Genomic DNA, 24,899 nt, shown 5'->3' with positions numbered 1-24,899 from the left:
GCCTGACGGGGCAATTCGCCCGTTTGCTCACGCGGCAAAGGTCAGGAATGCGGCCTATGTACCCATTTTTGCCATAAGTCAATGAAAATTGATAACTCGGTGCTTCCCCCCATGCATATCTTGGGGTATGACGCCCCCGTCCAATCCCGGACATATTCTAAGGAGGCCCTTCTGATGGGTTATAAAATCGTCGTCGTTGGCGCTACAGGTAATGTAGGTCGCGAGATGCTGAACATTCTGGCGGAACGCCAGTTTCCTATTGATGAGATTGTAGCACTTGCGAGCCGTAAATCTCTCGGAACCGAAATCAGCTTTGGCGACACGACCCTGAAGACCAAGGACCTTGATACCTTTGATTTTAAAGGTTGGGATATTGCATTGTTTGCGATCGGTTCTGACGCGACAAAAAAATACGCGCCAGTTGCGGCTGCCGCTGATTGTCTCGTGATCGATAACTCTTCGCTTTATCGCTATGATCCACAGGTGCCTTTGATTGTACCTGAGGTGAACCCTGAGGCGATCGAGGGTTATTATAAAAAGATGATCATCGCGAACCCGAACTGCTCAACCGCGCAGATGGTTGTGGCGCTTAAGCCTTTGCATGATCGTGCCCGGATCAAGCGGGTTGTTGTTAGCACCTATCAGTCTGTGTCTGGCTCTGGCAAAGACGCGATTGACGAGTTGTGGAACCAAACCAAAGGTATGTATGTACCGGGTCAAGAAGTTGAACCTTCTGTTTACCCTAAACAAATTGCGTTTAACGTCATTCCGCATATTGATGTGTTCCTTGATGATGGCTCCACCAAGGAAGAGTGGAAAATGGTCGCTGAAACCAAAAAGATCATCGATACATCCATCAAAGTGACCGCGACTTGTGTGCGCGTTCCGGTGTTCATCGGCCACTCTGAGGCTGTGAACATCGAATTCGAAGACTTTCTTGATGAAGACGAAGCCCGCGACATCCTACGCGAAGCGCCGGGCATTATGGTCATCGATAAACGTGAAAACGGTGGGTATGTTACTCCTGTTGAATGTGTTGGTGATTTTGCAACGTTTATCAGCCGCATCCGTCAGGATAGCACAATCGAAAACGGGATTAATCTGTGGTGTGTGTCTGACAACTTGCGTAAAGGCGCTGCATTGAACGCGGTTCAGATTGCAGAGCTTTACGGTCGCGAGGTTCTGAAAAAGGGCTAAGCACTTTTTCAAACAATTTTTTGAGGCCCGGTCAGCTATTCCTGACCGGGCCTTTTTTGATAGGGCGGAGGAAAAACGAGGCGCGCGCATATATGGGCAAATTTTTCGCCACACCTACGCGCGGCCTCGTGTTGAGTACAGAGGGCGATTCTCCCCTGTAAAGTGATGGTCGGCATTTTGCCCAACGCATCTTGCTTACGGTATCTCCGTAAGAATTATCGAAGTTCTTTCGACAATTTATGTGAAATCTTTTTCTTTCACATCTTAGTAATCGCTTAGGATGGTTAAATTTGAATTAACGCCCAAAGCGATCCATAACAGAATTCCACCTTAATATCGCAGGTAAAAACCATGGTGTTCCGGTATAGAATGGCTTTGTCGGAAAACTGAGGCCATCAAGAGCGGTTTTGCCTTTGGGGTCGCCCAACATTTGCAGTGCAATTTTATGACCGAAATAGCTTGCCCGGCCGATACCAGAACCACAATATCCCATCGCGTGAAACAACCCTTTGTGCTGACCGACAGCGGGGGCATGATTAAAGGTATAGGCGACGGTGCCCGACCAAGTATGGGAAAGTTTTACACCTTCGAGCTGCGGAAAAATACGCAGCATTTGCCATAGTAAATCTGGCGTATAATTTTCGGGTTTGTCACGCAGATTAAAGGCACGTCCACCAAACACCATGCGTTTCCCATCAGGGGAGGGGCGATAATAAAGCACCAATCGTGATCCATCACCAAACCCACGATTTTTGGGAGAGAGGCTTTGCATCATTTCAGGTGACAATTCTTCGGTGCAAATAATTGCAGATCGAATTGGCATGACGCGTCGGCGATACCAAGGAAGTTCCGGCCCGGTGTATCCGTTGGTCGCGATCAGAACCTGATCCGCGACAATGGTTTGATCCTTTATGTGAACTGCGTGTTTTGTGCCATCTGTTTGGATGCCGGAAACTCGCGCAGGTGCTATGATCGTTGCGCCTGCGTCGATCACCATTTCAGCTAAGCTTGCGGCGTATTTACCGGGATGCAAATGCCCGTCGTCTGGATAAACGACACCGCCATTATAATAGTCTGTTCCGATTTCTGCATGTTGTTCGGATTTAGGGATCATATGAAATGCTTGACCGACCGTTTTGGCAAACATTTCACAGTCGCGCGCGATTGTTTCATAGTGCTCGGGGCGCGGTGCACCGCGAAAGCGACCCGTCAAATGGAGACCTGTATCTAAATCTTCATTCGAAATAAAATCTTTTAAATACTGCAGGCTATCCATAGATTCTTGCAGTATTTCGGTGGCTTTTTGGGTTCCGAAGGCCGCGTTTAAACCAGCCACACCCAATTTATGAAACGACGGTCCGATTAAGCCGCCGTTACGGGCAGAACATCCAAAACCCGGATGCTCGGCATCAACCACAATTACATCGCGACCAGAGCGTGCGAGCGTTAGCGCCGCGTGTAATCCGGTATACCCGGCCCCAACAATAAGCGTTCCAACCTTCGTCGGAAGTGTCTCAGGCAGAGTTGCGAGAGATTTCAATTTGGGGCCAGCTGCGTCCCACCAATAAGGAGTGTTTAGAGGGTTGGACATATAGCGCCTCTAAAGCTGATGGAAATCGCCGGTCGCGCTGTCATAGGCTTCTAACCCACCTTCGCCGATTTCCGTCCAAAGACCGTGCAAGCTTAGATCGTTGCTTTCGACGGCATCGCGTACGAAGGGGAACGTCATGAGGTTTTCAATCGAAATCAGTACGGCTTGCTTTTCCATCGCTTTACGACGATCAGCCTCGTTTTCGATATCGCGAACCCGTTCGAACCCTGGTTTGAGAATATCCAACCAACGCCCAACAAAGGAAAGCGGCTCGGCAAGTTCAGGTGCATTGCCACAGCACATATCGTGGTAGCCGTTTACGCCGCCACAGTTGGAATGGCCCAGCACAATTACGTGTGCAACCTTCAGAGATTTGACCGCATATTCCACCGCAGCGGATGTACCATGATGATCTCCATCTGGTGCGTAGGGCGGTACGAGATTGGCGATGTTGCGGTGAATGAAAAATTCACCCTGGTCAGCGCCGAAGATTGCGGTCACGTGAACCCGTGAGTCGCAACAAGAAATGACCATTGCCCGTGGATGTTGTCCCTCGGAAGCGAGGCGGCGGTACCATACTTTGTTTTCTTCCCAACCTGTGGCTTTCCAGCCGTGGTATCGTTGAACCAAGTACTTGGGGAGCGGGCTTGCATTTGTCATCTCTTGCCTTTCGCGAAAGTGCTTCGGGACTATGTATGGAAAGTTTCAACAAAATTCGAGAGGTTTTTATATTCGAAGTCAACTCTTTCTAAGGGCTGCATTCATACTCTGACCAGAATTGGGTGAACTATGAGGGTGGATTGTGATGAGTATCACAAAACTCAGACGTGAGGAAACGGTTGTGATGGACCAAGAGTGCCTCACAAAGCTGTATGTTGAAATGGGCGATGTGGATGCAGAGGAATATCTTTGCAATGCATTAGAAGAGCTGGCTGTGCTGATATTTGGATTTCAGCGGTTGTATCGAGAAAAGACACTAGGTGAGGTGAGTGACAGCGCGCGTGAGATCGCTAAGTACTCGGCCAAAGTGGGCATGCTGAGCGTAGAAAAGGTGGCGTATGACGTTATCGAATGCTTACATGGCGGTGATACTCCGGCAATGGCAGCAACGATAGATCGGCTGGTGCGTGTGGGTGATAAATCGCTCTTAGGTGTTTGGGATCAACAGGATTTGTCAGTCTAATCCTCTTGCGGCAACTGGCAAAGCGCGTAGTGTGGCAGGGTAATTGATTGATAAGGACCTTGCCGCGATGACGCAAAGCTTTGCCGCAGAAAAAACCACCTCAATTCCGGTACATGTGATTGGCGTAGACGAAGTTGTTTCGTGGATAGAAACACAATCCGATTTTGTGCAGGGGTGGGTGAAGGCGAATTCGTTTCGTGCGAGCATCGGTGAGATGATCATGATTCCAAATGCTGATGGAACACCCATGTGTGCGTTGATCGGGTATGGAAACACTCGAACACGGGCGCGCGGACGGTTTCACGTTGCGGCAGGAGCTGCGAAATTGCCTGCAGGTGTGTTTCATATCGAAAGTGGGTTATCTCCCGATACCTTTGAAGAAGAGGTATTGGGTTGGGTTTTGGCAGGCTATCGTTTTGATCGTTATAAAGATCAACCTGAGATGAAAGCTTTGCTAAAAGCCCCTGAAACCGTTGATGTCGCGCGGATCGAGGCGATCGCTGTTGGTGAAATGTTGACGCGGGACCTGATAAATACACCCGCCTCAGATATGGGACCTGACGAGCTGGAAGCCGCATTCGTGACCTTGGCGCAGTTGCATGGGGCAGATACCAAGGTTATTCGCGGTGAAGATTTACTGACGCAAAATTTTCCAATGATACATGCTGTTGGCCGTGCATCGGATCGCGCTCCTAGATTGCTGGATATGCGTTGGGGGAGCTGCGGCCCGACCCTGACTTTAGTCGGCAAAGGCGTGTGTTTTGATACAGGGGGTCTTAATCTAAAGCCCGGATCGTCTATGGGATTGATGAAAAAGGACATGGGGGGAGCAGCCCACGTTCTAGGACTTGCGCATATGATCATGGCGTTGGGCCTGAAAATTCAGCTTAGGGTGTTGGTGCCTGCGGTTGAGAATAGTGTATCTGGGAATGCCTTTCGCCCGCAGGATGTTCTGACATCCCGAAAGGGGTTAACGGTAGAAATTAACAATACAGATGCCGAAGGGCGACTTGTCTTGGCGGATGCCTTGGCGCTTGCAGATGAAGAAAAGCCTGATGTTCTTATTTCCATGGCGACATTGACCGGTGCCGCTCGTGTGGCGGTGGGGCCGGATCTGGCACCTTATTTTACGGATGACCCCAAAATTTCGGCTGCGTTGGAGGGAGGTGCTGTTGCGGCCGCCGACCCGATTTGGCGCATGCCATTTTGGACTCCGTATGAGGGGATGATTGAACCAGAGATCGCTGATTTGGATAATGCACCTAGTGGCGGTTTTGCAGGGTGTATCACGGCGGCACTATTCCTAAAGCGCTTTGCAGAAGATAGCCCAAGCTATACGCATTTTGACGTTTATGGCTGGCAACCCTCCCCCGCGCCGGCGCGCCCAAAAGGCGGGGTTGGTCAAGGAACGCGCGCGATTTTGGCTGCATTGCCTGAGATGCTAGATTTATGAACGATCCGCGTCTGACGCCAGCCAATGCGTATGTTGCAGCAGCCTATTTAAAGGGACATGTTGTCGCCGAGCGTTATGTCGAGGGGGCGGCGCGTCAACTGACGTCGCCCGTTGCCGATCTTTTACGCGCGCCGCAGGGCAAGCGGGATCGCCAGTTGCTGCTGGGGGATGTTGTTGATGTATTTGATGAACGCGATGGGTATGCATTTGTTCAATCACGTAAAGATAAATATGTCGGGTATATTGAGGTTGGGCAATTAAGCCCCGTTGTTCCAGCCACCCATCAGGTTAATGTGCCCGCGACACATGTTTACAATGCTGCCGACTTTAAATCACAAGAAACGATGATGTTGTCGTTTGGTGCGCGGTTAAACATCATCGCGGAACACGAGCGATTCTGGGAAACCGCTGACGGAGGTTTCATTCCTAAAAGACATTTGGCGCCGATCGAACAATACCGCGACGACCCAGTTGAAGTCGCTGAGATGTTTTTAGGGACGCCTTATCTTTGGGGGGGGAACAGTCGCAGCGGAATTGATTGTTCGGGATTGATTCAGGCTGCGTTTTTGAGCTGTGGGCAGGCTTGCGATGGTGATAGTGACTTACAGTCAAAATTCTTGGGCCAAGAGTTGGGTTCTGAGGCACAGTATTTGCGCGGCGATCTTTTGTTTTGGTGTGGGCATGTGGCGATGGTTGTTGATGATCAGCGTTTGATACACGCGAATGCGCATCACATGATGGTTGCATGCGAACCTATTGAGGAGGCGGTTGAGCGTATTCAGTCCCAAGGCGATGGACCCGTTACGGGGCATCGGAGAGTTAAGATTGTGACCGGAGAATAGTCATTCTATTGAGCGAATGAGTTTGCGTTCAAGCACACGTAGAACAGTACGTAAGTCTTTTCCGCGCTTTAAAATTTGGCCATCCATCCCAACAACACTGTATTCGCCCTGTTTAAGGCGCAGTTTTGGGTGTTTTTCGATTCTATAGACCGGATGTTCTGCCGTTCGCCTGAAAATAGAGAAAATGGCTACATCTTTTAGGCCTGAAATTCCGTAGTCACGCCATTCACCCGCCGCGACCATCATGCCATAGAGACGTAAAATGACCCCGAGTTCCTGTTTGTTGAAGTAAACTTGAGGCATCTCGTTTTGTGCCCCAGTGAATGGAATGGGTGTGTTGATCGTCATAGCTTTAGCGTGGCGCAGAATTTTACCAAAATCAAGCTATGCCTGTTTTCGGACACAATTTTACCTTAGCATTTTCACACCGATTTCTTGCTGAGGGCACGAAGTTTGCAGAAAACAGAAGGGTAGCAACAGAGTACCTTCGAAATCATAAGTACTTGCCCCCACCTGTTCTTGATTTCGAAGAGTTAAGCCCCTCGCCAATGGCGGGGGGCTTTAATATTTGAATTAGCCACACCAAACTTGTGCGACAACATCATTACGATCAAGACCGATGTTGATCCTGTTAGGGCGGTAATCTTCGGTGAATAGATCGTTTGGACGTAAGATTCTAATACCGTCCGGCGAGGAAATACCAAGTTCGCTTACAACCGAAACGGATTGCCCGACAAGGCCGCGCTCAGTGTCATCAAGACAACTTTGATCTGGTTGATCAAAAACCGATGCGGTTGGAGCGGTCTCTTCGGAAATTTCTGTGCCGATAGGGGCAGGTTCGGGGGTGCATGCAACAAGCGGAATGCAGAGAAGGGGTAATAATAAGCGTGACATTCACTATCTCCATTTTGGGTGAAGATAGCGGTATTTGTATTTGATTTGCAATAAAATGCGACTAAGCAGATTCCGTCACTTCGGCAGCCTTCACTCCGTAGCGCGCCAAAAACATTTGCACTGTGCTTTGGACAATACGTTCGATCTGCGCATCATCCGGAACATCAATAATCTTGTAGTGCACTTGCGCCCACAACTCAGATTTGCACAACACTAGAAATTGATGAGCTGCAAGGCCGATATCATCAATCACTAATCGCCGCCGTAAAACAGCTTCTGACAGAATGTCGACCAACCGGTCATGGGCAAGACCTGGGCCAGATTTATAAAATTCGCGTGCAAACTCTGGAAAACGATCAGCCTCAGCAATCGCAATGCGTGTTATATTTTGGGCAAATGGCGAAACAATAAACCCAACCAATGTGCGTGCAGCGATCAACAGAATCTCTTCGATCGTCATGTCGCAATTGCTTAAATCCAGAGCAGCCTCAGCCTGTTCCGCACATTGTTGACGGCAGACTTCTAAAAAGAGAATCTGCTTGTCAGGAAAGTAACTATAGAGCGTTGCCTTCGATACGTTTGCAGCTTTAGCGATGTCATCAACGCTGGCGCCTTCAAAACCATCTTTTAGAAAAACCTCACGCGCTCCGTTAACGACTTGGTCGAATTTACGACCCTTTCTGATGGCGTCAGGTTTGGTTGGCATCGGGCTCTCCTGTTATGGAAGTTCATCGTAAGCCAAAGCGATAAGCCGCAGCAAGAGAAACAAGGAGTTTTCCTTTGTTTTTGGTCAATGTCCTGTTCAAATTTGGTATTACTTTTGCGTTTGGGTGATTGGAAGTGTTGCAGGAGTGGTGTCAGCTTGTGTTGCTGTGTCGGTCGTGGGGAAGGTTAGATGAGGTAAGCTGAAGAAGCTGCCACCAGCCATAGCAGGAAGGGCTGAGAGCGAGAGCGCGGTTGCTACAGAAGCGATGCGAAGGTATTGCATTTCATGGTCCTTTTGAACTGTTTCGTTTAGATAAGTAAACTATTTAGTTTAGATTTCAAGTGGGGTGAACGAACTTGTTCACTTTTTCGTATTGCATTTGTAAGAAATGAGCTTAATTTAGAATCATTCTAAATATGGTGATGAAATGTGGTTTTCTGGGAATAGGCAACGTTTTGGCGATCTGAGCGAACAGGAAGTGCTGGCCCTTGCAATTTCTTCGGAGGAAGATGATGCCAGGATCTATCGGCAATACGCACTTCAATTACACTCCGAGTTTCCTGCGTCAGCTAAGGTTTTCGAGGGTATGTCGGAAGAGGAAGATCGGCATCGCTCGGCGTTGATTGCCCTGCACAAAAAGCGATTTGGTGATGTGATCCCATTGATACGCCGCGAACATGTCGCAGGTTTCTATGCGCGAGATCCGGTTTGGTTGATTGAAAACCTAGGATTAGAGCGCATTAGGGCTGAGGCATTGAATATGGAGGCGAACGCTGAGAGTTTTTATCAAAAGGCAGCCGCATATAGTAAAGATGCCGATACCCGAAAATTGCTTGGGGATTTGGCGGCTGCTGAGGGGCATCACGGGACAAAGGCCCAAGCCCTAACAGATCATCACATATCCTCCGAAAGTCGAAGCGAAGAAGATGAGTTGGCGCGTAAGAAGTTTGTTCTAACTTGGGTTCAACCTGGGCTGGCTGGGTTGATGGATGGCTCCGTTTCTACTTTGGCACCTATATTCGCCACCGCTTTTGCAACGCAGGACACACACACAACGTTTCTCGTGGGACTGGCCGCTTCGGTTGGTGCAGGGATTTCTATGGGCTTTACAGAGGCGGCATCAGATGATGGTGAATTGTCTGGCCGTGGCTCCCCCGTAAAGCGCGGTTTAGCCGCCGGAGTCATGACAACGATAGGTGGCTTAGGACATGCATTACCCTACCTGATACACGACTTTTGGATTGCAACTTTTCTCGCGATAGCAGTGGTCTTTGTCGAGTTGTGGGCCATCGTTTGGTTGCAGAACAGATATATGCAAACCCCGTTTTTACGAGCGACTTTTCAAGTCGTTTTAGGGGGCGCATTGGTTTTTGCAGCCGGGGTGTTGATTGGCGGGGGATAGGCATATTGGTTTGACCGTGCTAAGCCACGGACATGCTAGATATCTTCCTTAAAACCCTACCATTTTTTGGTTTGATTGGCCTTGGGTACTTTGCGTGCCGAACGCGCTTCTTTACTGAGGAGGCAGCGGCTTATTTAACTAAATTCGTGTTCTATTTCGCGCTTAGCGCGATGCTATTTCGCTTCGCAGCAACTTTGCCTGTGTCAGAGATTTTTGATGCGCAATTCGTTTACGCATATTTGTCTGCGTCTTTGGCCGTCTATGTGCTGGCGATTGCACTTTCGCTGTTGCGGGGTAAATCGGTAGAAGAGGCCGCAGTTGAAGCTCAATGCGCAGTCAGTGGGAACACAGGATTTATGGGTATACCCATGTTTTTCTTGTTGTTGGGAGAGGCATCAACAGGCCCGATGTTGATGGTTCTAACGATTGATATGCTGGTTTTTTCCAGCTTGATTGTGATTTTGATTACAGGGTCACGAGATGGCCGTATGTCGCTTGGCATTCTTGGTACTGTGATTAAGGGTCTTTTTAAGAACCCGATGATCGTTTCGATTTTGCTTGGACTGATTTGGTCACAGACGGAAATAGGGCTGATTGGACCGGCAGATGAATTTTTGACTATCCTCGGTGGGGCCGCAACGCCTGGCGCTTTGTTCGCTATAGGTGCTTCCCTTGCAGCGAAATCAGCCGAGCGCGTGTCAGTGGCGAGTTGGTTGTCATTCCTTAAGCTGATCGTACACCCTGCGGCGGTGGCATTAGCGGCCTTTTGGGTCTTCTCAGTTGAACCCTTTGCAGCCTTGGTTATGGTGGCGGGTGCATCGTTGCCCGTTGCTGGAAATGTTTACATTCTGGCGCAACAATATGGTGTTGCACCACAGCGTGTTTCCTCCACAATATTGATCTCAACAGCGGTGAGCATCTTTACCATCACGGGCATAATCGCCCTTCTACAAGGATAATTTGATGTATAGTGAAGACGACGTGCGATATGAGCCTCTTCCCCTTCCTGACCGTCTAGAGTTGAGCGATGAAGACATGGAAGATGCCGTCGAGGGTTTCTACGAGATGATGAAAGCGCGTCATACCGTGCGCGATTATTCTGATCGCCCCGTCGATGAAGACGTGATTGCTGGTTGTATTCGTATTGCGGGGACGGCTCCATCAGGGGCCAATCACCAGCCTTGGCATTTTGTTGCTATTTCTGATCCAGAGATGAAATCTCGTATTAGAAAGGCGTCAGAAGACGAGGAAGAAAAGTTTTACGCTGGTGGGGCGGGCGACGAATGGCTAAAAGCGTTAGAGCCTATCGGAACCGGTGTCTCTAAACCACATTTGGACAAAGCTCCGTGGCTCATTGTTATTTTTGCTCAACGATATGGCACGACAAACAATGGAACGCGTTATAAGAATTACTACGTTCCAGAGAGCGTCGGAATAGCGTCAGGTTTCTTATTGACCGCGTTACATATGGCGGGGTTGGTTAGCCTCACCCACACGCCCAATCCGATGAAGTTTTTGAATGAGATGTGCGGACGCCCTGCATCGGAAAAACCGATTATGATTGTTGCTGTTGGACATCCAGCTGAGGATGCTGTTGTACCCAGTGTCGCCAAAATCAAAAAACCTTTGTCTGAGATTTTAACCACGTTCCGGAAAGACGATTGAAGCGCGGGTTAAACACGATCTAAGTGTTCGGTTTGGCATTTTTGCACAGCTTATGTGCATAGATAGTGCATCACCAAATTGGGATTTGAATGTGAGGGAAAGCATACCTTTTTCAAGGGTATGAAACACTTACTCTCAGCCGTGTTCGCGGCCGCCCTCACTGTTCAAACTGCTTCGGCCTCAGAGTTTATTTTGGGGTTAGGGTACGATGACATCACCAACAACACAGATTCCGGTGCGCAGGCACTTGTCTTTGAGCTTCATGCAGATCCATTCGTTGATCAAGACGGGTGGCAATTTGGTGTTGGAGCTGCTGCACAGATTGATACCGATTCCGACGTTTTTGTTGGTCTCGGGTTCTACGCAAACTACGACATAAATGACCGCTGGTTTGCCGAAGCAAGTTTCATGCCTGGTCTATATAAAGCGGGATCCGGAGGGAGCGATCTAGGGGGGGATATCCTGTTTCGTTCCCTGATTGGTGTTGGGTATAGGCTGTCCGAAACCCGAAGCCTGTCGCTTGCCCTTGATCACAAATCGAACAACAGTTTTAACTCCGTAAATCCCGGAAGTGAAACTCTGACTCTTAGAATTCATCAAAGTTTTTGAAAACTTAGGAACCTGTTAAAACCAAATGCCGATTTTACCGGTGTTTGGTTTTATGACTCATGTCATGGCATCATGGCTGGAATCCTGCGATACAATCCGAATAAGCGCGTCTGAAAATGGATTCGTCGCATTCAAAATGGAAAAACCTGCAAATGTTGTTATGCAGGGCTAATCAACAATTGAGGTTCCCATGGAAGTGATTTCAGAAAACAAATGTTTTGGTGGTGTTCAGGGCGTGTATCGTCACTCCTCCGAGGCATGCGGTTGTGACATGACGTTTGGTCTGTTCTTGCCAGAAGAAGCTAAAGACGGACCGGTCCCAGTTCTCTGGTATCTCTCTGGCTTAACCTGTAACCACGAGAACGCTATGACCAAAGCTGGCGCGCAGGCTTGGGCGGCAGAGCAGGGTATCGCAGTTATTTTCCCTGACACATCTCCGCGTGGTGACGATATCGCAAACGACGAAGCTTATGACCTTGGGCAAGGTGCAGGGTTCTACGTTGACGCGACACAAACGCCGTGGGCGCCGCATTTCAATATGTGGACCTATATTGCAGATGAATTGCCTGCGTTGGTATTTGAAAAATTCGCTTTGGATCAGTCTCGTCAGGGCATTACCGGTCATTCTATGGGGGGGCACGGCGCGTTGACAATCGCGATGGCCTATCCAGATCGGTATCGTTCTGTTTCGGCGTTTGCACCGATTGCAAATCCGACCGCCTCCGATTGGGGACGTAAGCAACTTTCGGCGTATTTGGGAGACGACGAAAGCAAATGGGCAGCACATGACGCTTCGCTTTTGATGGCGCAAAAAGGTTTCGCTGGTCCTGTGTTGATTGACCAAGGCGCGGATGATCAGTTTTTTGATCTTCTGAAACCCGCAGCATTGGCCGAAGCGATTTCCGCGAACCGCCAAGATGCGGTTTATCGGATGCAAAAAGGCTATGACCACAGCTATTTCTTTGTGTCAACGTTTATGGAAGACCACATCAGTTTCCACGCTGAAGCAATGTATGCGGAGTAATTGATGAGCCATTATGATCTTATTGTCATCGGGTCAGGCCCCGCGGGTCGATCTGCCGCCATTCAGGCGGGGAAATTGCAACGCAAGGTTCTTGTTATTGAGCGGTCAGGCCGTTTAGGGGGCGTTTCGGTACACACCGGAACGATCCCATCAAAGACCCTGCGTGAAACAGTTTTGAACCTCTCAGGTTGGCGTGAACGCAGTTTCTATGGGCGCTCCTATCGTGTAAAAGAGGGGATCAATGCTGGCGATTTGAAAGATCGTCTACACCAGACATTAGATCACGAAGTTGATGTGTTGGAACATCAGTTTAATCGTAATCATGTCGATACGATCACGGGCGAAGCCAGTTTTATCGGAAAGAATGAGATCGAAGTGGTTTCAGATACCGGTGAAATAAACCATATGACCGGTGATAAATTCCTGATCGCAACAGGCACCCGGACGTATCGGCCTGATTATGTTCCGTTCAATGGAACTACTGTACTGGACGGTGATGAATTTCTTGATATGGCGACAATCCCGCGTAGCCTAATTGTCATTGGGGCTGGGGTGATTGGTGTTGAATACGCCACGATGTTTGCGGCACTAGATGTACGCGTAACGCTGGTTGAGCCGCGCGACACATTTCTAGATTTCATCGACCGGACTTTGATCGGGGAGTTTACCCATCAAATTCGCGAAAATGGTGTTGATTTGCGTCTTGGGTCTGAGGTTGAAAAGATCGAAGACAAAGGAAGCTTTGTCGAGATTGCAATGAGCAATGGACGCCATGTCCGGGCAGATATGTTACTGTTTGCTGCTGGACGGATGGGCGCGACGCAAAAGCTGAACTTGGATGCCGTTGGCCTGAAAACTGATCGGCGCGGGCGGCTTGAGGTAGATCGCAAAAACTACCAAACTAAAGTGCCGCATATCTACGCAGCAGGTGACGTCATCGGGCACCCAAGCCTTGCATCAACGTCGTTACAACAAGGGCGGGTTGCTGCATGTCACGCTCTGGACACGCCGACCTTGCGCGAAAGCCCGTGGTTTCCATATGGGATCTATTCCGTACCCGAGATGTCAACTGTTGGCATGTCAGAGGAAGAGGCCATTGAACGCGAGGTCCCTTACGAAGTTGGCGTTGCGCGTTTTCGGGAAACCTCGCGCGGGCATATTATGGGTCTTGAGCATGGTATGCTGAAAATGCTGGTCAGTTTGAAAACTCGGCGTTTGCTCGGGGTTCAAATTGTAGGCGAAGGGGCAACTGAACTTATCCATATTGCGCAGGCGGTTCTGAACCTGAAGGGCACGGTTGATTATTTTGTTGAGAATACTTTCAACTATCCAACTTTGGCTGAGGCATATAAAATTGCAGGGTTGGATGCCTTTAACCGCATGCCGATCCCTGATGAATTTCGGGTGAAGAAAGAGAAGGCTGAGAAAGACGACGACAAGGCTAAATCCAAGTGACAAGTCTTTTTATTGATGCTGACGCTTGCCCAGTGAAAGCCGAAGCGGAAAAAGTAGCAACGCGCCATAAAGTCCAAATGTTTTTGGTTTGTAATGGCGGGTTGCGCCCATCGCCCAATCCTTTGGTTGAAACGGTGTTTGTACCTGATGGCCCTGATGTCGCTGATATGTGGATTGCGGAGCGGGCAAAGGCAGGCGATGTTGTTGTAACCAGCGATATTCCCCTTGCCGCAAAATGTGTCGAAGCCGGTGCAAAAGTCCTGAAGCACAATGGCGAAGCGTTGACACAAGCAAACATCGGAAATGTGTTAGCAACACGTGATCTTATGACAGATTTACGAGCTGCCGATCCGTTTCGCCAGGGGGGTGGTCCGAGTTTTTCAAAGGCTGATAGATCGCGGTTTCTGGAGGCTCTAGATCGAGAGCTAAACGCTGCCAAACGCATTCGGTGAATATCGTTGCAAACCTTGTTGTGATGCGCCAATGCTTGCATGAGCGCGATCGCAACGGGGTTTGAATGTCATCTCTACATGATAATAAATTCAATGTTTTAGGTGTGCTAGCCGCGCTGGGCGCAGGTTTTTGTTTCTCTGTTGTTGATGTTCTGTTCAAATTTCTTTCAGATGGTTATCCGCTTTATGAAGTTGTTTTGATCCGGTCTGTGATCGGAATGGCATTTCTGTTTGCTGTGATCGTTCCACTAGAAGGGGGATTTCAGGTTCTTCGGTCACAAAAGCTTGGCCTGCATGCCCTACGCGGTTTGGCTGTTGTGTTTGCTAATTTGATGTTTTTTTCGGGATTAACGTTATTGCCGTTGGCCGATGCTGTTGCGATTTCATTTGTGACCCCCGCAATCGTTACAATGTTTTCCGTTATTTTCCTGAAGGAAGCAGTCGGTGTGTTTCGGTGGACAGCGGTCCTGATTGGTTTTCTTGGCGTGATGGTAATCGTTCAACCTGGTGGTCACAGTTTTCAGGTCGCTGGGTTGTTACCTTTAGCTGCGGCATTTGGTTATGCAACTTTGCATATTTTAACCCGCGCAGCTGGAGGGACCGAACGCGGTGCCGCGCTGTCATTCTATCCGCAAATTGCCTTTATTCTGGTAAGTTGTACCGTTGGATTATCTTTCGGTGACGGGCGTTATTCAGAACAAGACAATGCGGCGCTTGCCTTTGTGTTTCGAGGATGGATATGGCCAGAAACATCGGACTATGGAATATTCTTATTGCTAGGCCTTGTTGGCTCGACCGGGGGATATCTGGTTGGCCAGGCGTATCGTTTGTGTGAGGCAGGGCTCGTCGCGCCTTTTGAATATATTGCGTTGCCTCTTGCTATCGTTTGGGGCGTATTGGTGTTTTCAGAATGGCCTGCGCTTTCAGTCTGGATTGGGAGCGCGATGATCATTGCATCAGGATTGTTTTCAGCATGGCGGGAAACAAGAAAAAAGGGCGCACCAACACGGCCCAGACCGCGGGCAACAGGGTAGGGACAAAATGACAAAGATTGAAGCAGTGGTATTTGACATTGGGAATGTCCTGATCGGATGGCAACCGGAACCGTTTTACGACAAACACATCGGCGAAGACCGACGCCGGGAAATGTTCGCAACCGTTGATTTGCACGGCGCAAATGATCGGTTGGATCGGGGCGAAGGGTTTCGCGATATATTTTATGACTTGGCCGAAGAATACCCAAAGTTTAAGGACGAAATCCGTCTTTGGCATGATCGTTGGATCGATTTGACCGGGCCTGTGATTGATCACTCAGTGGCGTTGTTACGCGCTTTGAAAACCAAAGGTATCCCGGTTTTTGCTTTGACAAATTTTGGCGTTGAAACCTTTGCTATGTCAGAGGGTGTTTATCCTTTTTTGCGGGAATTTGATCGCCGTTATATTTCGGGGCATATGAAGCGGATAAAGCCAGAGCCGGAAATCTATCAGATGTTAGAGGCTGATTGCGGTATTGCGCCGGATGCATTGTTGTTCACCGATGATCGGTTAGACAATATAAACGCGGCGAAGGCGAGGGGATGGCAGACGCACCAGTTTGTCACAGCGACTGATTGGGCTGATACTTTGATTGCTCACGGGTTATTATCCTTTGAGGAGGCGAAACCATGAAGATTGAAACGATTTCCTTCAAGGATGGAGACAGCGTTGCGAGTTGGGGCGATTTATGTGACGCATTCGTCGCAGGTCATGAAGCGCCTAAAGCATCGATTGGTGACACGTTCCTCTATCGGGGTGACGATACGCTACTGAACCGCTCAGCAATGATTGATGGGTTGGGGGTCGCGGTAAAGGCGGCAACGGTTTTTCCGGGTAACACCGTGCAGGGAAAACCTATGATCAATGGTGTGGTCAATCTTTTCTCCGATAAAGACGGGGCGTTGGAAGCTCTGCTTGATTTCCATTTGGTTACCAAATGGAAAACGGCTGGCGATAGTCTTTTGGCTGCTAAGCTTCTTGCGCGACCAGATAGCCGTAAAATTCTGATCATTGGGGCAGGGACAGTCGGGCGAAATTTACGCAATGCTTATGGCAGTCTTTTTCCTGATGCGGAATTTTTCGTCTGGAACCGCTCCGCGGCCAGGGCTGACGCCTTCGCAGCTGAGTTTCCCGACACGCAGGCTGTGACTGATTTAGAATGTGCTGTTAAGCTCGCGGATATTGTTACCAGCGCAACAATGTCGACAGATCCCTTTATCAAGGGTGAGTGGTTCCAGCCCGGGCAACATATTGATTTAATCGGGGCTTATAGACCGGATATGCGTGAAACCGATGACGTTGCGCTTCAGCGTTCTCGCATATTTGTTGATAGCCGCGGTACGACGCTGGAGCATATCGGAGAATTGAAAATCCCCTTGAAAGAGGGTGTCATTGCTCCGGCCGACATTTGCGCGGATTATTATGATGTGGCTGAAGGTACGTTTGCCCGGCAATCGGATCAAGAGATAACGCTTTTCAAAAACGGTGGCGGCGCCCATCTCGATTTGATGACAAGTCGTTATATTTTGAATGCGTGGAAAAACAGGGGATAACACATTGGTTTATGTATATTTACTAGCATTCGTGGTATTGATTGTATTGCTTCCGGTATTGGTTGAGTTATCACGCAAACCAATGAACGACGCAGCGCGCGCAGGTGCAGAAGGACATTTTGCCAAACTGCCTTCGGGCACCACGTACTATGAATGGCATGGTCCGGCAAATGGCCCGGTTGCTGTTTTGGTTCATGGCTTATCGACACCTTCCTTCGTTTGGAAAGCTATTACACCTAGGTTGGTGAAAATGGGCTTTCGGGTGCTTTCTTATGACCATTATGGACGCGGGTTTTCTGATCGAACAAAAAACCAGCAAAGTGCTGAGTTTTTTTGCAATGTGTTGAATGAACTGTTGGAGGATCAGGGTGTTAAGGAACGCTTTTCGCTGTTTGGGTATTCGATGGGGGGCGGTGTTGTAACCGCATATGCAGCCCGGTTCCCTGAAAGGCTAAATCACCTGACTTTGATTGCACCAGCTGGGCTGAAACACGATCTGGGTGGCTTTACCGCATGGGTTGTAGGGATGCCTGTGCTGGGGGATTGGATGTATACCGTGCTTGGTGGCAGGCAGTTTCGCAAGGGTATTGAAGCTGAAGCAGCCGGGTTGCCGGTTGAAATAAAAGATGTGCACGCTCTGCAACTGCGAGAGTTGGAATACCGCGGATACCTTCCTTCTATGCTGTCCAGCATGCGACATCTATTAGATGGGCCGCTCGAGCGGGAACATAAGGCAATAGAGAAGTCAGGTGTTCCAACGCTTGCCATTTGGGGTGAAACTGATGAAGTCATCCCAATCTCAGGCAAAGATAGTATGGCTGCCTTGAACCCTTCGGCTATGCAAGTTTCAGTTGAAGGTGCTCCGCACTCTCTTCCGTATACGCATTCACAATCCGTCGAAGATGCCTTCAAACGATTACTCGAGAAAACAAACAGCGACAATTAATACATGTTTGTTTTGAGGGTATAGGATTGGGAAGTGCGACTGGTATAGTAGATGCCAGTCGCATCATTTTCTGTTATTGGCTTAGGTCCTCTGCCAGCATTAAGGCATTACGGTCAGGATCGTAAAAAGTTGCGGTTTTCACCATGCCATCAATAACATCGGTGGGGCCATCAAAGGAAACACCCGCCTGTTCAAGCGCATTTCGTGCAGTATCAAGGTCTGATAGGCCGAACACAGGAACACAGTTTCCTGGCATAGGTTGAGTGTGCTCACCTAATCCAAGCGTCACACCCTTTGTGTTGGTTTGAATCTCGGACCATCCAGCCTCATCCGCATGATAAATCAGTTCAAATCCAAGTGTTTTTACGTACCACTCCGCGCTGGCATGTCGATCTGAGACCGACAAGGCAATTGTGATGGTTTCATTTAATGAGATGAGCGACATGGGCTTCCCTTTTTTATAAAATATAGCTACTATACTTTATGGACATAAAAATGTTTGTCAATATTACCTCACGTGCGTGGTCTTTACCGATCTTGGCCAACCTTCATCTGGGTGTGCCGGGGCGACAGGCCGCTCTGATTTCTGCAACCGGAGCGAATAGAACGGCCTTTGCAAAAAGCATGACGCATCTTATGGATCTTGAATTGCTTGAGCGTAACCCGGGCTACGGACACCCGTTGCGACCTGAGTTTCGGTTAACTCAGCTTGGAGCTGTCATGGCAAAAGCTGCGGCCGAAATAACTTCTTTATCCGACGCCGAAGGGCAAAGATTGATCCGTCGGAATTGGACAGTTCCAGTTCTGACAACGCTTCTTAGACCAAATCAGTTTAGTGTAATAAAGAAAGATTTGGCGACGATTTCCGATCGCGCTTTATCTGAAACGCTGCGGTCAATGGAAGATAAAAACTGGGTCCATCGCAGTGTGGATCATGAGGCCCGCCCGCCGCGTCCGTTGTATCAGGCGGTTAACTCTGGGGCGTTGATTAGTTCTGCCGCCTGCCAAGTTATTAGCCCCGTCTAAGCAGGGGGCTAATTGTACATCACGTAAAGAGCGAGCAGCACAGCCGTCGCTTAAGATTGTGCAGAAGCCAAGATCGGGAAAATACCCTTTAAGCCTGATGCGAGCATCCCAATAGCAATTGCCATCAAAATCATCCCCATAACGCGGGAAACAACGGCCATTCCGCTTTCGCCCAATTTGTTGGAGACAGGTTGTGAAAAGGCAAAAAGAATACCGGTGAAAATACAAATCCCAATAGCGGCAAGAGACAGTTCAATTTTCGCAAATGTGCCGGCGTTGTGTTGCGCGGCAACCAAAACGGCTGCCATTGTGCCGGGACCCGCAAGAAGAGGAATAGCCAACGGAACAACTGCAATTGAATCATTGTTGTTTGCGTCCGCAGTTTCGGCTTCACTTGTTTTGTGTTCTGATTTGTTGAAAAGCATATGCAAACCAATCAACAGAACAATTAACCCACCAGCGGTGCGGATTTCATCGACGGTAATGCCGAACAATTTTAGGATCGCGCCACCCGCCCAAATTACGACGAGTAAAGTAATAGCAGCAGCAATTGCTGTTTTACGCGCGATAGCCCGCACTGCGGCGGGAGGCTTGTTTCCGGTCATACCGGCAAAAATGCCAACATTTCCGATGGGGTTCATCATTGAAAACAGCGCAGCCAAAAAGCCAATGAGTTCCGTTGTTGTCATGTCGCATTCCTTGCTTAGTGGTGTTTAAAATGCGTTCTATCAGGGCAAGCTTCTGATTGCACCAAATGGATATGATTTGGTGTAGTTAACACAGGATAAGCGCAGCTGTACCGGGCTTTACGCTGCCGCCTGAATGGTATCCGGGTGCCTGCGTTCACGGACGGGAAGGTGAACAATCGCCGAAAAGGCACCAATGCCAACGCCGATCCACCAAACCGTTGTGTAGTCGCCATAGGCATCGTACATACGTCCGCCCAGCCAAACGCCCATAAAGCTGCCGAGCTGGTGAGAGAAAAACACAATACCATAAAGGGTGCCCATATAGCGCAGCCCGTAGATATACGCGACGAGACCAGAGGTGAGCGGCACCGTTGCCAGCCACAGAGACCCCATGCCCACGGAAAACAGAATAACTGTAGTTGGCGTGATAGGGAACATGATGAACAAAGCCGCAATAATGGTACGCCCAGTATAGATCGCCGCCAGTAGGTATTTCTTTGAATATCGTTTTCCGAGCCAACCCGCCGTGATCGTCCCAACGATATTTGACAATCCGATCAGAGAAATCGCGACAGCCCCAAGGGCGGAGGTTGAGGAAATTCCAACAGATGCGAGTGTGCCTGAAGGGTCAATCGCGCCACACATTTCGGTCACGAAGGCTGGGAAATGGGCCGTGATAAAGGCCAACTGATACCCGCAGGAAAAGAACCCAACGAAAATCAGCGTGAAAGATGGATCTTTGAACGCCATTTTTAGCGCGCTGCCCATGCTTTGATCGAGTTCGGTTTTTGACGCGATAGGTTTTGGGCTGCGCATCATCGGAAGGGCAAAAAGGGCCATGAGGATCGCAGCAGCAAAGATCATGAAGACAGACTGCCACGGCATAAACGAAAGCAAAGCTTCGGCAATTGGTGCGCCAATGACTTGGCCCGCTGAACCGGCAGCCGTCACAATGCCAAGTGTAAGAGAGCGGTTTTCGTCGCTGGCGGCACGGCCGACAACCGCTAAGATGACGCCAAACCCTGTGCCTGCGATGCCAAAGCCCACGAGGATTTCCAGCCATTGGTGGGCGCCAGGTGTGATGGCATATGACGATAGGATAAGGCCAACCGCATAGAAAAGCGCGCCAAGAATGATGGCTTTGCGGTCGCCAAATTTTTCTCCAATGGCCCCAAAGATTGGTTGACCGATGCCCCAGGCCAGGTTTTGAATAGCGATCGCAAAGGAAAACTCAGACCGTAGCCAGCCGAATTCTTCGGCGATCGGAATTTGAAAGACGCCAAAGCTCGCGCGGATCGCAAAGCCCATCATAATAATGATGCAACCCCCGACTAAAACGGGGTTCATGAGCGGCGTCTGAGATTGGGTCATCTGTGGTCTCCTTGGTCACCGATATGTCAGACGTTTTGAATGTTGCGTCAATTCAATTATTGTGCGGGTACAGATCATCTTTTCTTATGGGATTGGGCGCAGTATGCATCTGTCATGACTGAGAGTTTGATTGAGTATTACCACGCGAAAGCGGCCGAGGGTGTGATCCGGGTTGATGAGGCCCAGTTGGCTGCTTTGCCGATCCTTGATGATATCCGCGTATATTTAGAAACAACAAAGCCCAAACGTGGTTTTTTAAGTGGGCTGTTTCAGAAAAGGGAAGCCGGTCCCGGTGGCGCATACCTGTGGGGCGGCGTTGGGCGTGGGAAATCCATGCTGATGGATTTGTTTATCGAACATCTCGATATTCCAGAAAAACGGCGCGTACATTTCCACAGCTTTATGCAAGAAATTCACGCGGCGATGCACGAAGCTCGTCAATCCGGGGTAGAGGATGCGTTGGCCCCAGTGGCAGAGCGCGTCGCGAAAGAAGCACGTGTGTTGGCATTTGATGAAATGCAGATCACCGATATTACGGATGCGATGATCGTGGGGCGGTTGTTTGAAAAACTGTTCGACGCCGGTGTCGTGGTGGTGACCACATCGAACCGTGTACCTGATGACCTTTATAAAAACGGATTAAACAGGCAGTTGTTTTTGCCGTTCATCGCTTTGCTGAATGAGAGAATGGTTGTGCATGAATTGGTTAGCCCAACAGATTACCGCCAAGATCGACTAACTGGATCTAAGGTCTATTTTTCGCCCTTGAATGAGGCAAGCCGGCAAATGGTGCGTGACATCTGGACTGATTTATCTGGTGGCACTGCTGAACCTTTGATTTTGGATGTAAACAGGCGTCCGGTGGAACTCCCTGCGTTTCGTAACGGAGTAGCACGAGCTAGCTTTTTTGATCTATGTGGACGCATGTTGGGACCAGCAGATTATCTGGCCATTGCTGAGGCGGTAAAGGCACTTGTGCTCGAGGACATCCCACAGTTGAGCCGCTCAAACTTTAATGAAGCGAAGCGGTTCGTGACATTGATTGATGCGCTTTATGAGGCGAAGGTGAAATTAATTTGTTCCGCTGCGGCGGAGCCAGAAATGCTATACATTGAAGGTGAAGGCATTTTTGAATTCGAACGTACGGCATCTAGGTTGCGAGAAATGCAAGATGCTGACTGGGGCGCTTAGGAAAGACTATTAAATGACACTCATACCAGGCCTGCGCAATTTGATTACAGACGTTGCTGGGCTTTCTGTTGGGCATGCCGAAGATCATGCTTTGAAGTCTGGTACAACTGTGTTGGTTGGTGAGCGTCCATTTGTGGCCGCAGTCGATGTCATGGGCGGAGCGCCGGGAACGCGTGAAACTGATTTGTTAGCGCCCGATAAAACAACATCTGAGGTCGACGCCTTGTTTTTGTCAGGTGGTTCGGCCTTTGGGTTGGATGCTGGTTCTGGGATCGTTGATGGTTTGTACGCCGATGGGCGCGGATTCGCTGTGGGTTCAGCAAAGGTACCGCTGGTACCTGGCGCGATCTTATTTGATCTGTTGAACGGTGGGGATAAGGCGTGGGATGTAAACCCTTACCGAGACCTGGGGCGGGCGGCTTATGAAGCGCGTAACATTGATTTTGAACTGGGAACAATTGGCGCGGGCGTCGGTGCATTAACGGGCGCGCACAAGGGGGGGCTTGGGTCTGCATCCTTTGTGCTGGAAAATGGGATAACTGTTGGCGCACTGGTAGCGGTGAATCCTTTCGGTAGCGTCACGACGCCCAATAGTCCCCATTTTTGGGCTGCTCCTTTTGAGATAAACGATGAATTTGGCGGAATGGGGCCAGACCCGAGACCGAATTTATGTGGGCAGAAAATGAATCTGAAATCTGATGGGTTTAACGCGCGTGGGAATACAACCATTGCTATCGTAGCCACAGACGCTGTTTTGACAAAGTCGCAGGCAAAGCGCATGGCAATCGCAGCCCAAGATGGGATCGGGCGGGCAATTGTGCCGTCTCATACACCATTTGATGGGGATCTTATTTTCGCCGTTTCGACAGGGATAGGTGAGAGGGAGGTTTCCTCCCCCACGGATCTAATGGAAATCGGGTCAGCGGCTGCACATTGCTTAGCACGCGCTATTGCCCGAGGCGTTTACCATGCGCGCTCAACGGATGATGACCTTTTGCAGTGCTGGTCGGCTATTTCCGGGTGATTTTTATTCGAATTTTGCAAAGAATCGATTCGGAACAACATGTTGTAAAGCACTGTTCTGGAAACGATCAGGCCAAATTACGGTTGTTTCCTCTCGCGTTTTAATGGTTAACGCGATGAATTTGGTGAAACTATAAGGTGAAAAGGTCTATATTTTTAGAAATTTGGAAACAAAAAGGGAAATATCTGCCCTAAAATTAACTATCACATTTTTTTTTACCTGCTGTCCTGAGCCGGTTTTTCAGTTGACGTTAGGAGAGGTGTTGAATTTTATCATAAATTTTATGAAGTATTTTCAATAAGTTGATGTGTTGTGCAGCGCCATTGATAGGGTTCTGTTTGCACCTTTTTGCTTATGGTTGAGTACTGTTCGCGTGTTTTGGGCCCCAGACAATCGGGGTGAGAATTGTGCTATGGTGTCTGTGGGGGTTCGCCTGAGCGGCTGTTAATACGGTTCAAGCGATTTGATGAATATTTAGCTCAGGAAGCGGTTACAAGTGACGGCTTTCTCATCGCGGGGAATAGTTATGTCTGAGAAGAATAACGACGGAGATATTTGGGACGGCACTGCAGAAGGTGAAGAGATCACCATTCTTGATGTGGATCGCGATGGAGACATCGTTGACGGTTCCGATGGCTTAGATGATCACATCAAAGGCTATGAAGGCGATGACACGATCACCGCGGGTGAGGGTGAAGATACTGTCGAAGGTGGTGAAGGCGACGACGTCATTATTGCCGGGCAAAGCCCACGCACAGATGAATCCGATGGCGATATTTTATATGGCGATGCGGGTAATGACACGTTCTACGCCGGATCAGGCGACGTTGTTGATGGCGGCGATACCGATGATGACGAAGCTGGCGATACCTTGAATGTACAAGGTGACGTGCGCGAAATCATTTATGATCCTGGTACTGGAGATGAAAACGGCACCGTTATTTTTGAAGACGGTTCGACGCTCACCTTTACTGAAATTGAAAATATCAATGTCATTTGTTTCACGCCTGGCACAGGTATTTTGACCAATAAAGGCATGATTGCTGTTGAGGACCTTTGTGTTGGCGATCGGGTGTTGACCCGTGACAATGGGATGCAAACTCTGCGCTGGGTCGGTGCCAAAACGCTGAACCAACAAAGTCTGCTGCAGCGTCCTAATTTGCGCCCAATTCTAATCAAGAAGGGTTCTCTGGGTGATGATCTGCCAGAGCGAGATATGTATGTTTCGCCAAACCACCGGATGCTGATGAAAGATCCTGATAACAGCTTGTTGTTGGGCGATACTGAGGTGCTGGTTGCTGCGAAACATTTGCGCGCACGTAAAGGTGTCGAGCAGGTTGCAACTGCTGGCGTGACCTACATTCACATGCTGTTTGACCGCCACGAATTGGTTGTTGCAGACGGATATTGGACAGAAAGTTTCCATCCTGGGCATCATGCAATGTCTGAAATGGAAAGTGCACAGCGCGCGGAAATCTTCGAAATTTTCCCGGAACTGGAAATGGATACGTCTCTGACTTCTATGGAAACTGCGCGTAAGGTTCTTAAGGCGCATGAAGCAAAATTGATTGCCTGAATCACCTGAAGAGTG

The 24,899-nt window shown here is 49.2% G+C and carries 28 protein-coding genes; 19 read left to right on the top strand and 9 right to left on the bottom strand.

Features of this window, described 5'->3' with window-relative positions; all coding sequences use genetic code 11:
* Positions 1-174: 174 nt before the first annotated feature.
* Complete coding sequence (locus G9C99_RS07945; protein ID WP_166416905.1) at positions 175-1,197, top strand: aspartate-semialdehyde dehydrogenase; 1,023 nt, start codon at positions 175-177, stop codon at positions 1,195-1,197.
* 295 nt (positions 1,198-1,492) lie between these two features.
* On the opposite strand, the gene G9C99_RS07940 is transcribed toward G9C99_RS07945, so the two are convergent.
* Both G9C99_RS07940 and G9C99_RS07935 read right to left on the bottom strand, forming a co-directional pair.
* On the bottom strand, positions 1,493-2,788 hold the full coding sequence (locus G9C99_RS07940; protein WP_166416904.1) for an NAD(P)/FAD-dependent oxidoreductase: 1,296 nt from the start codon (positions 2,786-2,788) through the stop codon (positions 1,493-1,495).
* 9 nt (positions 2,789-2,797) lie between these two features.
* A complete protein-coding gene (locus G9C99_RS07935; protein WP_166416903.1) occupies positions 2,798-3,448 on the bottom strand; it encodes a carbonic anhydrase in 651 nt (216 codons plus the stop codon).
* A gap of 145 nt (positions 3,449-3,593) precedes the next feature.
* On the opposite strand from G9C99_RS07935, the gene G9C99_RS07930 reads away from it, so the two are divergent.
* The 3 genes from G9C99_RS07930 to G9C99_RS07920 all read left to right on the top strand — a co-directional run bounded on the left by G9C99_RS07930 (position 3,594) and on the right by G9C99_RS07920 (position 6,266).
* Positions 3,594-3,971, top strand: a complete 378-nt coding sequence (locus G9C99_RS07930; RefSeq protein ID WP_166416902.1) for a hypothetical protein — start codon at positions 3,594-3,596, stop codon at positions 3,969-3,971.
* A 67-nt stretch (positions 3,972-4,038) separates the two neighbouring features.
* Complete coding sequence (locus tag G9C99_RS07925; protein ID WP_166417125.1) at positions 4,039-5,424, top strand: leucyl aminopeptidase family protein; 1,386 nt, start codon at positions 4,039-4,041, stop codon at positions 5,422-5,424.
* Positions 5,421-6,266, top strand: coding sequence for a C40 family peptidase (locus G9C99_RS07920; RefSeq protein ID WP_166416901.1), 846 nt, complete (start codon positions 5,421-5,423; stop codon positions 6,264-6,266). The genes G9C99_RS07925 and G9C99_RS07920 overlap by 4 nt, the downstream gene beginning before the upstream one ends.
* On the opposite strand, the gene G9C99_RS07915 is transcribed toward G9C99_RS07920, so the two are convergent.
* From G9C99_RS07915 to G9C99_RS07900, 4 genes are all read right to left on the bottom strand, one after another.
* Positions 6,267-6,614 carry a DUF2794 domain-containing protein gene (locus tag G9C99_RS07915; RefSeq protein WP_166416900.1) on the bottom strand — a complete coding sequence of 116 codons (348 nt, stop codon included), beginning with the start codon at positions 6,612-6,614 and terminating at the stop codon, positions 6,267-6,269.
* Positions 6,615-6,839: 225 nt separating this feature from the next.
* Positions 6,840-7,160 (bottom strand): I78 family peptidase inhibitor, encoded by a 321-nt coding sequence (locus G9C99_RS07910; protein ID WP_166416899.1) that lies wholly within the window; start codon positions 7,158-7,160, stop codon positions 6,840-6,842.
* A gap of 61 nt (positions 7,161-7,221) precedes the next feature.
* Positions 7,222-7,866, bottom strand: coding sequence for a TetR/AcrR family transcriptional regulator (locus tag G9C99_RS07905; RefSeq protein ID WP_166416898.1), 645 nt, complete (start codon positions 7,864-7,866; stop codon positions 7,222-7,224).
* 108 nt (positions 7,867-7,974) lie between these two features.
* Positions 7,975-8,148 carry a hypothetical protein gene (locus tag G9C99_RS07900; protein WP_166416897.1) on the bottom strand — a complete coding sequence of 58 codons (174 nt, stop codon included), beginning with the start codon at positions 8,146-8,148 and terminating at the stop codon, positions 7,975-7,977.
* Between the two features lie 145 nt (positions 8,149-8,293).
* Between G9C99_RS07900 and mbfA the strand changes: the two genes are divergently transcribed.
* The 11 genes from mbfA (at position 8,294) to G9C99_RS07845 (ending at position 18,007) form a co-directional block, all read left to right on the top strand.
* Positions 8,294-9,268 carry an iron exporter MbfA gene (mbfA, locus tag G9C99_RS07895; protein ID WP_166416896.1) on the top strand — a complete coding sequence of 325 codons (975 nt, stop codon included), beginning with the start codon at positions 8,294-8,296 and terminating at the stop codon, positions 9,266-9,268.
* A gap of 32 nt (positions 9,269-9,300) precedes the next feature.
* Complete coding sequence (locus tag G9C99_RS07890) at positions 9,301-10,227, top strand: AEC family transporter (protein WP_166416895.1); 927 nt, start codon at positions 9,301-9,303, stop codon at positions 10,225-10,227.
* A 4-nt stretch (positions 10,228-10,231) separates the two neighbouring features.
* Positions 10,232-10,933 carry a nitroreductase family protein gene (locus tag G9C99_RS07885; protein WP_166416894.1) on the top strand — a complete coding sequence of 234 codons (702 nt, stop codon included), beginning with the start codon at positions 10,232-10,234 and terminating at the stop codon, positions 10,931-10,933.
* 120 nt (positions 10,934-11,053) lie between these two features.
* The gene (locus tag G9C99_RS07880) at positions 11,054-11,542 is read left to right on the top strand and encodes an acyloxyacyl hydrolase (RefSeq protein WP_166416893.1); all 489 of its coding nucleotides are present in this window, start codon (positions 11,054-11,056) and stop codon (positions 11,540-11,542) included.
* Between the two features lie 190 nt (positions 11,543-11,732).
* Entirely contained in the window at positions 11,733-12,566 is an 834-nt protein-coding gene (gene fghA, locus G9C99_RS07875; RefSeq protein ID WP_166416892.1) for an S-formylglutathione hydrolase, read from the top strand.
* A 3-nt stretch (positions 12,567-12,569) separates the two neighbouring features.
* Entirely contained in the window at positions 12,570-14,021 is a 1,452-nt protein-coding gene (gene sthA, locus G9C99_RS07870; RefSeq protein WP_166416891.1) for a Si-specific NAD(P)(+) transhydrogenase, read from the top strand.
* The gene (locus G9C99_RS07865) at positions 14,018-14,473 is read left to right on the top strand and encodes a YaiI/YqxD family protein (RefSeq protein WP_166416890.1); all 456 of its coding nucleotides are present in this window, start codon (positions 14,018-14,020) and stop codon (positions 14,471-14,473) included. The genes sthA and G9C99_RS07865 overlap by 4 nt, the downstream gene beginning before the upstream one ends.
* A gap of 65 nt (positions 14,474-14,538) precedes the next feature.
* Positions 14,539-15,507 carry a DMT family transporter gene (locus tag G9C99_RS07860; RefSeq protein WP_166416889.1) on the top strand — a complete coding sequence of 323 codons (969 nt, stop codon included), beginning with the start codon at positions 14,539-14,541 and terminating at the stop codon, positions 15,505-15,507.
* 7 nt (positions 15,508-15,514) lie between these two features.
* Positions 15,515-16,141, top strand: coding sequence for an HAD family hydrolase (locus G9C99_RS07855; protein ID WP_166416888.1), 627 nt, complete (start codon positions 15,515-15,517; stop codon positions 16,139-16,141).
* Positions 16,138-17,061, top strand: coding sequence for an ornithine cyclodeaminase family protein (locus tag G9C99_RS07850; RefSeq protein ID WP_166416887.1), 924 nt, complete (start codon positions 16,138-16,140; stop codon positions 17,059-17,061). Before G9C99_RS07855 ends, G9C99_RS07850 begins: the two co-directional genes overlap by 4 nt.
* A gap of 4 nt (positions 17,062-17,065) precedes the next feature.
* On the top strand, positions 17,066-18,007 hold the full coding sequence (locus G9C99_RS07845) for an alpha/beta fold hydrolase (RefSeq protein WP_205859835.1): 942 nt from the start codon (positions 17,066-17,068) through the stop codon (positions 18,005-18,007).
* Between the two features lie 73 nt (positions 18,008-18,080).
* Here G9C99_RS07845 and G9C99_RS07840 read toward each other — a convergent pair whose 3' ends face one another.
* A complete protein-coding gene (locus tag G9C99_RS07840; protein ID WP_166416885.1) occupies positions 18,081-18,452 on the bottom strand; it encodes a VOC family protein in 372 nt (123 codons plus the stop codon).
* Between the two features lie 50 nt (positions 18,453-18,502).
* On the opposite strand from G9C99_RS07840, the gene G9C99_RS07835 reads away from it, so the two are divergent.
* On the top strand, positions 18,503-19,033 hold the full coding sequence (locus tag G9C99_RS07835) for a winged helix-turn-helix transcriptional regulator (RefSeq protein WP_331459982.1): 531 nt from the start codon (positions 18,503-18,505) through the stop codon (positions 19,031-19,033).
* 50 nt (positions 19,034-19,083) lie between these two features.
* Here G9C99_RS07835 and G9C99_RS07830 read toward each other — a convergent pair whose 3' ends face one another.
* Together G9C99_RS07830 and G9C99_RS07825 are read right to left on the bottom strand one after the other, a co-directional pair.
* A complete protein-coding gene (locus G9C99_RS07830; RefSeq protein WP_166416883.1) occupies positions 19,084-19,722 on the bottom strand; it encodes a MarC family protein in 639 nt (212 codons plus the stop codon).
* A gap of 117 nt (positions 19,723-19,839) precedes the next feature.
* Entirely contained in the window at positions 19,840-21,093 is a 1,254-nt protein-coding gene (locus G9C99_RS07825; protein WP_166416882.1) for an MFS transporter, read from the bottom strand.
* Between the two features lie 114 nt (positions 21,094-21,207).
* On the opposite strand from G9C99_RS07825, the gene zapE reads away from it, so the two are divergent.
* The 3 genes from zapE (at position 21,208) to G9C99_RS18580 (ending at position 24,884) form a co-directional block, all read left to right on the top strand.
* Positions 21,208-22,284 carry a cell division protein ZapE gene (zapE, locus tag G9C99_RS07820; protein ID WP_166416881.1) on the top strand — a complete coding sequence of 359 codons (1,077 nt, stop codon included), beginning with the start codon at positions 21,208-21,210 and terminating at the stop codon, positions 22,282-22,284.
* A 13-nt stretch (positions 22,285-22,297) separates the two neighbouring features.
* Complete coding sequence (locus G9C99_RS07815; RefSeq protein WP_166416880.1) at positions 22,298-23,308, top strand: P1 family peptidase; 1,011 nt, start codon at positions 22,298-22,300, stop codon at positions 23,306-23,308.
* A 526-nt stretch (positions 23,309-23,834) separates the two neighbouring features.
* Entirely contained in the window at positions 23,835-24,884 is a 1,050-nt protein-coding gene (locus G9C99_RS18580) for a Hint domain-containing protein (RefSeq protein WP_166416879.1), read from the top strand.
* Positions 24,885-24,899: the final 15 nt, after the last annotated feature.

Source organism: Cochlodiniinecator piscidefendens, assembly GCF_011326755.1.
GTDB lineage: Bacteria > Pseudomonadota > Alphaproteobacteria > Rhodobacterales > Rhodobacteraceae > Cochlodiniinecator > Cochlodiniinecator piscidefendens.
This window is presented reverse-complemented; position numbering and strand designations above follow the sequence as displayed.